9 protein-coding genes are annotated in these 13,024 nt (G+C 33.4%); 6 read left to right on the top strand and 3 right to left on the bottom strand.

Annotated elements, in window-relative coordinates; all coding sequences use genetic code 11:
• Positions 1-285: 285 nt before the first annotated feature.
• The 3 genes from DXU93_RS12970 to DXU93_RS12960 all read right to left on the bottom strand — a co-directional run bounded on the left by DXU93_RS12970 (position 286) and on the right by DXU93_RS12960 (position 4,380).
• Positions 286-1,431: a putative sugar nucleotidyl transferase gene (locus DXU93_RS12970; protein WP_116881730.1), complete on the bottom strand. Its 1,146-nt coding sequence runs from the start codon at positions 1,429-1,431 to the stop codon at positions 286-288.
• Positions 1,432-1,443: 12 nt separating this feature from the next.
• On the bottom strand, positions 1,444-3,348 hold the full coding sequence (argS, locus tag DXU93_RS12965) for an arginine--tRNA ligase (protein WP_165851412.1): 1,905 nt from the start codon (positions 3,346-3,348) through the stop codon (positions 1,444-1,446).
• Positions 3,349-3,420: 72 nt separating this feature from the next.
• Positions 3,421-4,380, bottom strand: a complete 960-nt coding sequence (locus tag DXU93_RS12960) for an arginase (protein WP_116881728.1) — start codon at positions 4,378-4,380, stop codon at positions 3,421-3,423.
• A 251-nt stretch (positions 4,381-4,631) separates the two neighbouring features.
• On the opposite strand from DXU93_RS12960, the gene DXU93_RS12955 reads away from it, so the two are divergent.
• The 6 genes from DXU93_RS12955 (at position 4,632) to DXU93_RS12930 (ending at position 12,849) form a co-directional block, all read left to right on the top strand.
• Positions 4,632-5,258: a hypothetical protein gene (locus DXU93_RS12955; RefSeq protein ID WP_116881727.1), complete on the top strand. Its 627-nt coding sequence runs from the start codon at positions 4,632-4,634 to the stop codon at positions 5,256-5,258.
• An 86-nt stretch (positions 5,259-5,344) separates the two neighbouring features.
• The gene (locus DXU93_RS12950) at positions 5,345-7,942 is read left to right on the top strand and encodes an FtsK/SpoIIIE family DNA translocase (RefSeq protein ID WP_116881726.1); all 2,598 of its coding nucleotides are present in this window, start codon (positions 5,345-5,347) and stop codon (positions 7,940-7,942) included.
• A gap of 54 nt (positions 7,943-7,996) precedes the next feature.
• Positions 7,997-8,623, top strand: a complete 627-nt coding sequence (locus DXU93_RS12945; RefSeq protein WP_116881725.1) for a LolA family protein — start codon at positions 7,997-7,999, stop codon at positions 8,621-8,623.
• 145 nt (positions 8,624-8,768) lie between these two features.
• Positions 8,769-9,551, top strand: a complete 783-nt coding sequence (locus DXU93_RS12940) for a polysaccharide biosynthesis/export family protein (RefSeq protein WP_116881724.1) — start codon at positions 8,769-8,771, stop codon at positions 9,549-9,551.
• Positions 9,552-9,556: 5 nt separating this feature from the next.
• Positions 9,557-11,968, top strand: coding sequence for a GumC family protein (locus DXU93_RS12935; protein WP_116881723.1), 2,412 nt, complete (start codon positions 9,557-9,559; stop codon positions 11,966-11,968).
• Between the two features lie 203 nt (positions 11,969-12,171).
• Positions 12,172-12,849, top strand: coding sequence for a hypothetical protein (locus tag DXU93_RS12930; protein ID WP_116881722.1), 678 nt, complete (start codon positions 12,172-12,174; stop codon positions 12,847-12,849).
• Positions 12,850-13,024: the final 175 nt, after the last annotated feature.

The following is a 13,024-nucleotide window of genomic DNA, read 5'->3' as shown; positions in this document are numbered from 1 at the left end:
AGTGCTGCTCACTAATTATATAGACTTGCTTTTAATCAGTTAATTAAATATTATCCTAACATATATTTTGAGTTGAAATTTTGTTTAAGAAATCATAAGAAGTACATCGTAAAATTAAAATATGGAATAAATCAGCTTACTTATTCCAAAAGGTGTTGTTTACAAGTGGTTTCAACTACTTACTTTTATGAACGTAAAGTCATACGCCATTAATAAAAAAACAGCAGTTTAAACTCTTGCCTAAACTGCTGTTTGAATGTTCTATTCTATCAATAAAATAGAATTCTATTTTGGAAACAAATGTTTTAAAATTTTCAAATCTCCATCTGTAATTGCCTTACCTCTTCTAATCATCATTTGATTGGCAGCATCAACTGCGCGATCAAAATCGTAAACGGGAGGATTTGGCTCACCTCCCCAAGAGAAGTCTGGGACAAATTTTGGAGGAAATCCTGCAGAAAAAAGATTGGCACAAACACCGATCACTGTTGCTGTGTTCAACATGGTGTTGATACTCGTTTTTGAATGATCTCCCATGGTTACTCCCATAAACATCAACTCTGTCAACTCCATTTTTCTGGTCAAATAACTATAGGTTTTAACGTTACCATAATTATTCTTCAAATTTGAACTATTAGTATCAGCTCCTAAATTACACCATTCTCCAATCAAAGAGTTTCCTAAAAAACCATCATGACCTTTATTTGAATATGCTTGAAATATAACATTATTCACTTCTCCTCCAACTTTACAATGAGGACCTAAAGAAGTGGCTCCATAAACTTTTGTAGAAAGCTTTAAGACACTACTTTCTGCCATTGCTAATCCACCACGAACAACAGACCCTTCCATGATTTCAGCGTTCTTCCCAATATAAATTGGTCCACTCTTCACATTTAAAATTGCACATTCTACAGTTGCTCCTTCTTCAATGAATAACTGCTGTGTATCTCCGATTAAAGTGTTTGAATTTGAAAGTGCAGCACTTGTTTTACCAGAAGTGTAAGCGGCAAAATCAGTACGTAAGATTTGATCATTCTTTTGATATAAATCCCAACGGTTTTCTAGAACAATCAATTCATCTAGTTCAATTGAAGCGCTTTCTTTCTCTTCGTATTCGGCACCTCTATAAGCAACAAAAACATTGTTTACCCATAAAGAATCTCCACTCCTGAGTGATTTAATTTTCTCAATCAATTTCGGCGATGGAACAACTGTGGCATTTACAAATACATTATCTTCTTCCTTAACCAAAGGAAACTTTTCAGAAATGTGTTCCTCGGTTTGAAAGGAAATATTTGCTTCTGGAAAGTAAAATTGCCAACGTTCGTCATTGGTCCATAATCCTGCTCTTAAGTTCCCTATTGGGCGTGTTAAACTAAGTGGAGCAAATTTTAAATGATTGGATAAATCGTGAAGAATAATATTCATAAGATAGGTGTTTTACATTCTATTTGGTACGTCGATTCCTAATAATCTCATTGCCGTTTCAATCACTTTTCCAGTATTTTGACTAATCAAAATTCTAGCATTTCTAAGGGCTACATTCTCTTCTTTCATCACACTGTGTGCTTGATAGAATGAATTGTAGTTCTTTACTAAGTCAAACGTATAATTAGCAATTAATGCTGGACTATAATTTAATCCGGCTTCTTTAATTATTTCAGGAAATTCATTCAGTTGCTTTACTATTTCTTTTTCTGGTTGAAGCAATGACATTTCTTCATGAACATTTTCCAATTGTACTTTCGTCATTAAAGAATTAATTCGTGCATATGCATATTGAATAAAAGGTCCTGTATTTCCATTCAATTCAATCGATTCATCTGGGTTAAATTTCATGCGTTTTTGAGGATCAACTTTTAACAAGTAATATTTCAAACCACCCATACCAATCATTTCATACAAGCTATTTCTTTCCTCTTCTGTCATTCCTTCAATGTGACCTCGCTCTTTTGTGCTTTCTTTGGCCATCGACACGACTTCTTCCATTAGGTCATCTGCATCAACAACCTTTCCTTCTCTTGATTTCATTTTACCATCAGGCAAATCAACCATTCCATAAGATAAATGATAACAGTTTTCAGCCCAGTCAAATCCAAGCTTTTTCAAAATCAAAAACAATACTTGGAAATGATAATCTTGCTCATTCCCTACAGTATAAATTACACCGTTTAAATTTGGGTAATCTTTAAAACGATCAATTGCTGTTCCGATATCCTGAGTCATGTAAACGGCTGTTCCGTCTGCACGTAAAACCAGTTTTTCGTCAAGTCCTTCTTCTGTTAAGTCTACCCAAACAGAACCGTCTTCTTTTTTAAAGAAAACCCCTTTATCAAGACCATCAGTAACCAAGTCTTTACCGATTAAGAAAGTATTGGATTCGTAATAAATTTTATCAAAGTCAACTCCCATTCGGTTGTAGGTCTTCTCAAAACCTGAATAAACCCAGCCATTCATTTTGGTCCAAAGTTCATTTGCTTCTGGGTCATTGGCCTCCCATTTCACTAACATTTCCTTCGCATCGCGTGTTAAATTAGTAAATGGAGTTGCAAATCCAGCTATTTTTCTACGAATGCTATTTTTCTTTTTATCGTCTTCTGCTTTTTCATAAGCTAGGAACAAACCAGGTAATTTTTCTTTTGCCTCTTCGGGAATAATATCTGAAGTATAACCAGCATTCTTCCATTCAGATGCCATTTCAAATCCTTGTGCTGAAACTTGCTTATCGAATTCGATGTAATATTTTCCAACAAAATGATCTCCTTTCATTTTCGTAGAAATAGGGGTTTCTCTCTCACCATTTTCATCTCTACTTGCAAATTGTTCCCAGGCCACCATACTTTTACAAATATGGATTCCTCTATCATTGATGATTTGCGTTTTGATCACCTCATGTCCGTTTGCTTTTAAAATCTCAGACACACTGTATCCTAAGAAAATATTACGCATATGTCCTAAATGCAACGGCTTATTGGTATTCGGTGAAGAATATTCCACCATAAATGTTTTTCCAGACAGAGAAGAAGCACAACCAAAGCTTTCATCTTTGGCCATATCTATAAGCTTATTTTCCCAATATTTACTTGTCAAATTAATATTTAGGAATCCACTTACGACGTTATAGCTTTCAACTTCCTCCAACTCTTCTGTTAAAAAACGACCAATATCCTGACCTACCACAGCTGGAGAAGACTTTAAAATTTTAACAAATGGAAAAACAACCAAGGTCATATCTCCTTCAACATCTTTTCTAGTCTTTTGAAACTGAATTAATTTCTCATCAATTTTAACTCCAAAAACTGACAGACTATTATCAAGCAATAATGCTTTTATTTTATTTTCCATTTTAATCTTTAAACCTATAAAAAGGAAGCTTAATTGACTTCTTTAACGCGCTTCCTAAACATAATTTACTCTTTAAGCTTTACGTTCTACAACGTCAATCACTTCTTTAATTAATCCATAGGCCACTTCAGCCATACGGTTAGTTTTTTCATCAAGGCAAGGGTTGATTTCAACAAATTCAATACATTTCACTTTTGGATGTCCAGCAAAATGTCTTAAAATAATTCCTGCCTCCTCAATAGAAATTCCATGATCAACTGGAGTTCCTGTTCCATGAGAAGTTAAATCAGGATCCATTGAATCTACATCAAAAGAAAGGTAAATTTCATCACATTCAGCATACTTTTCATCTAAACGACTCAAAATATTTCGAACTCCTTCACTTCGCAATTCATTAACTGAAATATTCTTAATCCCTTTACGCTCCATAAGCTCAACCTCTGGAGTTTCTAGGTCTCTTAATCCAATAAAACCTAGATCTTCTGCTTGAATTTTTGGAGCAATCTGCCCAGTATTTTTCATTTCATTCCAGAACTTAATTGTGTCCGGAAGAGGATCATTTATTTTAGATTCTAAATTATCTTCATTTAACGCAGTTGCTAAAGGCATACCGTGCATATTACCCGTTGGGGTTGTATAAGGTGTATGTAAATCACCATGTGCATCAACCCAAAGTACACCAATACGATTTTCTGGGTTTGCCATTTTCAATCCTGCAATAGTACCTCCAGCAGACCCATGGTCTCCTGCGATAACTAAAGTAAAGTCATTTTGTTTCCTTTGCTTCGACACAACTTCAGCAACATTTTTATATACTGTAGCTAATCCATCTGCCCTTTTCCCCCACTGAAACTCGGTTGGTTTATCCAATAAATGATTCATGGTTTTAACATAATGAATCGGATACCTTGAAAATAAGAAATTTTTAGAATTATCATCAACTACTCTTAAAGCTCCCGGACCAAGACTTGCGCCCCTAGTTCCTGCAGAAATTTCTGAATCATTGATAATATACGCTATTGAATTTGCCATAACACTACTTTTCTTTAGGGTTTATTTGATGCAAAGTTAAAAAAATCAAACTTATATAAGGCATAACAATTCCGCCTAATCGATGCTTTATTTTTAAACAACTAAAACACAGGTTTCCATGGAAAATTCAAAAGAGTTTATGGATTGCACAACTTACGAAATCTACACCTACAAACTTGACTAAAACTTGTAACCAAATGGAAAAAAATTGTTTTAATTTTGTATCAAAATTTATAACCCAAACGAATTACATGAAATTAATCTTCATATTTCTTACACTTTTTTTATTTGCATGTTCAACTCAAAAACATCAACCCTCAAACTTTGAAGGAAAGTTAATCTATTCAATCTCATCGAAGATGAATAACCCAAACGAGAATGATAGCATTAATCATCAAATAGTATACGCAAAGGATTCGATGCTAAGAATAGACAGCTACACACCAATTGGAAAGCAAATATACATCAAGCACATTCCAAAAAACAAAGCATATATTTTAATGGATTTAGGAACCGAAAAAGTAGCGATTCAAACAATACAAGATACAACAAGTAATTCTGACAGATATCTTTTTGAGAAAAAAATAGGAAAAGATAAATTTGCTGGAAGAAAGGCTAAACGCATAGAAGTAACAGACACTGCCTATGATACAACCATCATTATGAACTACCTTCCTGAAATTCCAGCTAAGTATTCTACAGCAATTGAAGGAATGCCTGGACTCCCAGTTAACTATAGTTTATATTCAAATGGTTTATGGCTGAAATACTCATTAAATACTATTGAAGAAAAAGAATTGAATATTGATCTTTTTGGCATCCCTTCAGACCATAGAATCATCACCTTAGATGAATTTATTGAAATCATTCAAAACTAACAGCCAATTGTGAATACCCTTTTTACAAATTACACATTTTTAAGGGTAGCAATGTTTATATTCGCAGATTAAACCCGCACAGAAGAATGGCAAAAGGAAATATTTTAAAACAGAAGGATAAGAAAAAGAAGAAAAAAGCGTCTGCCATTTCTGGTAAAAGCAAATCACTTTCTTCACTTTATGCCAAGGTAGATCGCCGCAAAGCAAAATCTATTAGCGGAGCAATTTTACTTTTACTCTCGATTTACTTATTTATTGCTTTCACATCTTATCTATTTAGTTGGACTGAAGATCAAGATCTAATCACCTCAAAAACATTTTTCAACTTCATTTTTGAAAGTCCAGATGTTGAGGTAACAAATTGGCTTGGGAAATTTGGAGCTTGGACTGCTCATTTATTCATGTTTAAATGGTTTGGACTCGCTTCCTTTGCTTTCAGCTTCTTACTTTTAATAACAGGGGTTCGCTTACTACTGAACATCCGTATGCTTCCTTTAAGAAGAACATATTTAATCACATTTATTGGAGTAATATGGTTTTCGGCATTCTTTGGGCTAATGACTTCGAGAGTCAATTATCTTGGCGGTTCTTTTGGCTTCGCAACTAAAGAATGGCTTAGTTCCGTACTTGGATTATTTGGAGCGATTCTATTGATTTTGGTATTGCTTTTTGTAGCCGTTGTGGCCTTATTCAACCCTGATTTTAAAGCGATATTCCAAAATTATTTCCCTAAAAAAAACTTGCAATCTCAGACTTTCAATGAAGATTCTGAAAATGCTTTTTCTAGCACCTCCAACCTAGATAATGATGAGTATAGAGCAGAAATGAATGAGCCTGAAATCGCTGACACCACACCTACATCTGCAAACAGTGACGAGGAAGTTTTTGAAGAAAATGAGGAAGATGAAGAATTTGAGGTAACATTTAGAGACGATAGTCAAGACAATGAAAAAGAAAGCACCATTTCAGACATTGAAATAGAAAACACAAGCACAGAAGAGGCAACAAGTGATAATGATTTTGAAGTAGTTTCTCCAAAAGAACAAGAACCTGAAATCATCAAACCAACTTCAACTTCTGAAGACACCTCTGACGATGAGTTTTCAGTTGAAGTCGCTCAAAGCGAAAAAGAACTTTCAGATAAAGACTTAAATAAGAAAGCTGAAGATTTTGGACCTTACGACCCAAAACTAGACTTAGCCAGTTACAAACTTCCAACGATTGATTTATTAAAAAAGTTTGAAAGCAATCAAAGTGGTGTATCCAAAGAAGAACTAGAGCAAAACAAAGACAACATTGTCAACACGTTAGCCAACTACAAAATTGATATTTCTAAAATCAAAGCGACAATTGGACCAACCGTAACACTTTATGAAATCATCCCTGCACCAGGGGTAAGAATTTCAAAAATCAAAAACTTAGAGGATGACATCGCCTTAAGTTTAGCTGCACTTGGTATTCGTATTATCGCTCCAATTCCAGGAAAAGGAACAATAGGTATTGAAGTTCCTAATAGCTCACCCGAGATAGTGAGTATGCGTTCATTAATTGCATCCGAGAAATTTCAGAACTCAAAATTCGAACTTCCAATTGTACTTGGTAAAACAATTACTAATGAAACATATGCATTTGACCTCGTAAAAATGCCACACCTTTTAGTTGCAGGAGCAACAGGTCAAGGTAAATCAGTTGGATTAAACGCTATTTTAGTTTCGATTCTATACAAGAAACATCCGTCTCAAGTTAAGTTTGTTTTAATCGATCCAAAGAAAGTAGAATTAACTTTATTCAATAAAATTGAACGCCACTTCTTGGCCAAACTACCCGATGAAGAAGAAGCAATTATTACTGACACTTCGAATGTTGTCAACACTCTAAACTCTTTATGTATAGAGATGGATGAGCGATACGACCTTTTAAAAGCCGCTCAAACAAGAAACATTAAAGAATACAATAACAAATTTGTGCAACGTAAATTAAATCCTGAAAAAGGACATCGTTACATGCCATATATTGTTGTATTAATTGATGAGTTTGCCGACCTTATCATGACCGCGGGTAAAGAAGTAGAACATCCAATTGCACGATTAGCTCAGCTTGCCAGAGCAATAGGTATTCACCTAATCGTTGCCACACAGCGTCCTTCGGTGAATGTAATTACAGGTATGATTAAAGCTAACTTCCCTGCGAGAATTGCCTTCCGTGTATTATCAAAAATTGACTCCAGAACAATTCTTGACACATCAGGAGCTGACCAATTAATAGGAAAAGGAGATATGCTTATTTCTACTGGAAATGATGTAATCAGATTACAATGTGGTTTTGTTGACACTCCCGAAGTCGAAGACATTTGTGATTATATCGGAGAACAACGTGGATACCCTGACGCAATGATGTTACCAGAATATGTTGGCGAAGGTTCAGAAGGCGGAGGTGTTGACGTAGATGACGAGCTAGATGACAAGTTTTTGGAAGCTGCACAAGTAATTGTTACGCATCAACAGGGTTCAGCTAGTTTATTACAAAGAAAATTAAAGCTTGGATACAATAGAGCTGGTCGAATAGTTGACCAACTCGAAGCACATGGAGTTATCGGACCATTCCAAGGCAGTAAAGCAAGAGACGTTTTGATTCCTACAGACGAAGCACTCAATGAACACCTAAGTGCTAAAGGATTAAAATAATAAAATTTGAGAATGGCACAGTTTATGATTAACTTTGCCTAAAATTAAAGAAACATGAAATATTTATTAATTACAGTTTTATTTTTTGCTAACATAGTATATTCTCAATCGGATCAGAAATCAGAAAAAATCTTAGATGAGATGTCTGCTGAGATTAAGAGCTTAAATTCTTTTTATATTGAATTTACAATGAATGTTGATAACCCAGCTACAGGTGAGAATTCTAGACAAGATGGTTTAGGATATGTAAAGGGAAATAAATACTTCGCTTCATTAGGACAAAACACATTGGTTTCAAACGGAATTAAAAACTGGACCATCGTAAAAGAAGAAAAGGTAACTTACCAAAGTGATGTCGATCTCGAAAGTGATGAAGCTATGAATCCTAAAAAACTAATGACAATTTGGGAAGATGGTTTCAAAAGCAAATATGTAAAAGGAAGTACAAAAATTCACGAAATCGCATTATATCCGGTTAATCCAAGCGAAGTAAACTACCATACCATCACACTTTTTGTTAAAACTTCAAATAATGAATTACACCAAGCAATAATGAAAACAAAAGATGGTAGCACAATGAAGTATACAATAACAAAGTTTGAAAAAAACAAGGAAGTTCCTGAAAGTAAGTTTGTATACAACCCGAAAAATCATCCTGGCTTCCAACTGATTAGAGACTAACACTTAAATTAGGCAAATTATTCACTTATATTCACAAAACGCTATTATATTTGAATCATTTTCAGTAAAATAGCGTACTTAAAACAAGTCAAATCAATTTGTTTATAATATTAATGTTTATATTTGCCCTCCTTAATTGACTTTTATGTTTAAAACAATCATACACTTATCACTTTTCTCAATCATCTTGGCTTTAAGTTCTTGTGGTTCACATTCCAAAATGGTTTACTTTCAAAATGACGAACAAGATTCTACAGATATTGACATTCCTGAATTTAGGCCAACATTAAAACCTGATGATTTTTTATCAGTCATTGTCACGGCAAACGACCCTCAAAGTGCTATCCCATTCAACTTTCCATTAACAGGTAGTAACACCTCAATCAACCAAGGATACACCAATGGAAATTCCGCAAAAACGGGTTATTTAATTGATCCAAATGGGTTTGTAAACCTTCCAGTTTTGGGAAAAATTAAATTAGGTGGTCTAAGCAGAACTGAAGCAACAGATTTACTTGAAAAGCAACTCAGTAATTATTTAAAAAATCCTGTAGTCAACATTCAAATACAGAATTTTAAAGTTACCGTACTTGGAGATGTTTCAAGACCAGGTACATTTAACATTCCAAATGAAAGGATTACACTTCTAGAAGCTATCGGAATTGCAGGAGACCTTTCAATAACAGGTGAAAGAAACAATGTACTAGTTATTAGAGAGCTCGAGGGTGAAAAAAAACAATATAGAATTGACTTAACAACAAACGAAGTACTCACTTCACCTGTATACTACCTTCAGCAGAATGATGTTGTATATGTAGAACCGAACTTAGCAAAACGATCACAAGGAACATTTTGGAGATCAACAGGTGGTATATTTATATCGTTAACTTCACTTGTTATTGCAACAATTACATTAATCGCTAAATAAATAAAATGCAACAGCAGTTATTTGATCAACAACCTGAAGACAATGTTAATATTCAGGAAATCATAGGAAAATATCTTCAACATTGGAAGTGGATTGTTCTTTTCACCTTATTGTTTTGTGGTGTTGCATACATCTACCTAAAAGGGCAACCATCTGTCTACAAGAGTACTTCCACTGTTTTGGTTAAAGATGACAAGAACGGTAGTTTAGGAAGTGATTTGGACGTTTTTGCTGATTTAGGATTATCAAAAGGTAATTCTAATCTTCACAACGAAATTGAAGTATTTAAATCAAGGGATTTAATAATGAAGGTGGTTAAATCATTGAAATTAAACACTCGCCTCACTCAAAAGAATAATACACTAGGTCCCGACATTCATTTTTACCATAACAATTCTCCTCTTGATTTCATTTTCATGGATACTTCAGAGGAACATTATCAATCGAGTTTTAACCTTGAAATTACAAATGTTTCTAATTCGAAATTCTCTATAACTGAAAAATACACCAAGGATGGGAATGAAAAACAAAAGGAAATTGAATCAGTCAAATATGGTCAAATATTTCAAACGGAAGGAGGACCACTCAAAATCACCAAAACAGACAACTTCAATCAATCACATATTAATGAAAAATTCATTTATACTTTTTCAAGTTTAGAAAATGCTACAAGTAAATGGAAATCCAAATTCGAAGTAAATACAGTCAATAAAGATGCATCTGTTTTAACCTTATCAGCAACTGGATTATTGAAAAAGGCAAATAATGACTTCATTAATCAATTGATCATAAAACATGAAGAAAATGCTATTTCAGACAAAAATGAAATCACTAAGAACACCAGTGCTTTTATTGCTGAAAGAATGGATGTAATTGAGGATGAACTTTCTGATGTCGAAGAAACTAATGAACAATTTAAGAAGGACAATAAATTAGTTGATGTTGAAAAAAATGCAGAGTTATTTTTAGAACAAGAAGGTGAAATTGAATCAACTATAATTGAAACAAACATTCAAGTTAGTCTTGCACAATATATGGTTGACTATCTTAAAAGGTATGATGATGTTAACACTTTGCTCCCTGCTAATTTAGGTTTTCAGGATCAAAGTATAAATATGATGACTCAAAAATATAACGAAGCAGTTATAGAAAGAAATAGACTTATTCAAAGTTCAAATGAAAACAATCCTTTAGCAGTTGAAATTGAAGGACAATTAGAGGAGCTTAAACGAAGCATTACAAAAAGTTTGAATAATGCTAAAGAGAGTTTATCGATGCGATTAAAGGAGCTGAATAAAGAATCTTCTAAATATCAGAAGAGGATTGAAAGCATCCCAAAATATGAAAGAAGGTACAGAGAAATTCAACGTCAACAGCAAATTAAAGAAACACTTTATTTGTACCTTTTACAAAAACGAGAGGAGAACGAAATTGCAATGGCGTCTACGATTGGTAATGTCAAAATTATTGATGCTGCGTATGCTTTAGATTCTCCGGTAGGACCAAAAAGGAACATCATATTTCTTGCGGCCTTTATTTTAGGAATAGCAATTCCTATTGCCTTCATCTATATCAAAGATTTATTGGACAATAAAATTAGAAGTGTAGAAGAATTAGAGGAAACAGATATAACAGTTGTTGGAGATATTCCTTTAGATAAATCTAAGGATAGCTTAGTTACAAGAAAGGGAGAAAGATCTATGATTTCTGAGGCATATAGAATGCTAAGAACAAATATGAAATTTTTACTTGAGAAAAAAGAAGATGAAGGACAAGTGATTTTCTTAAGTTCAACATTACCAGGAGAAGGAAAATCGTTTACCTCAATAAATTTAGCAAACTCACTAGCACTAACAGACAAAAAAGTGTGTTTAGTTGGATTGGATTTAAGAGCCCCTAAACTTTCAGAATATTTGAATCATGAAGAAAGTTTATTAGGAGCATCCAATTATCTTGCTAATCCAGATATTACTTTAGATTCTATTATTTACTCTTCGAATGATGAAATAAACTTTGACTATATTTTCTCAGGTGATATCCCTCCCAATCCTAGTGAATTATTGTCGAGACCAAGAATGAAAGATTTTTTTGAAGATCTTAAAAATAAATATGATTATATTATAGTAGATACTTCACCGATGGCACTAGTAGTTGATACGATATCGATATTAGAACATGCCGATTTATTACTTTACATTGTTAAAGCTAATTTTGCACATAAAAAATCTATTGACATTCCGAAGAAAATACAAAAGGAAAGGAAGACACATAAGATTGCGTTTATTTTGAATGGAAGTAATCGTAAAAAAGGTGGTTACGGATATGGTAAATACGGATATGGATTTGGTTATGGCGATACTTATGGTGAATCAAAAGAAACTAAGAAATGGTTCCAATTTTGGAAAAAGCAGAATTAAATGATGTTCATATATTGTTTTTTTAACAATCCCATTTTGAGTTAGTTATAAAAAACTCTATATTTGCAATAGTTATTCACCAAAGTCTAAATTATGTTGATAATAATATAGACATATTTAACCTAATTCGTTTGGAATACGGATATTAATATATACTTTTACATAATAATTAATTACATTTAAATTACAAAATCGAAAAGACCATGAAGAAAATCTTTACACTTATATTAATTACCTTAATAACTGTGACTGCTAGTGCTCAATATAGATCTGGTAGCTCAATAGGTAAATTAAAAATCAGATGGTATAAAACAGGATGGTTCTTGGATGCTAATGGAGGTGCAAGGATTCTTGGTACTACTTCGGCAAACACAGATATGAAATTAGGAGGTTCTGTTAACGCTGGAATAGGATATTTCTTTAATGATAAGATTGCCCTTAAAGGTAGAGTTGATGCAAATCAATTTAGAGCTCAATATTCTAACGGTAATATTGACCAATCATTAACAGTTGGAGTATCTGGTGAGGTTATGGTTAGATTATTACAGTTAATTCACCATAAAAGAGCGCGTAACTTTGCTTTAAACGTTCATGCTGGATCAGGTTTATCTGCATTGATTAACCCTTCATTTAGAAAACAAGTTGAAAATAATGGAGGTGAATTGGACGGAAAACTTTTAAATAATGCTGACAATATTGGACACGTGATATTTGGTATAACACCACAATACCACTTCAATTCTAGATGGTCAATTAATCTAGATGTTAGCTCTATTACACATTTTAAACAATTTAGAACTTTTGACACTCATGAGGCTGTAAGAGCTGACAATCCAACTGGATTCTTGAGTGGTTCTATTGGATTAACTTTTAGACCATAAAATAGTTCTCAACGAACTTTAATAATATTATTAAGCCGATATATAGGAGAAGGTAAACTTCAAATATATATCGGCTTTTTTATATACACTAGCCATTTCATCAAGACCATATAAGACCTCTACTGTCTTAATAGCCTCTTAGGACACAAATCAAGAAAACAAATGATTACTTTTA

The sequence above is a fragment of the Brumimicrobium aurantiacum genome, assembly GCF_003402975.1.
Lineage (GTDB): Bacteria > Bacteroidota > Bacteroidia > Flavobacteriales_D > Crocinitomicaceae > Brumimicrobium > Brumimicrobium aurantiacum.
The sequence above is the reverse complement of the archived record's forward strand: the minus strand, read 5'-3'. Positions and strand labels throughout refer to the sequence as shown.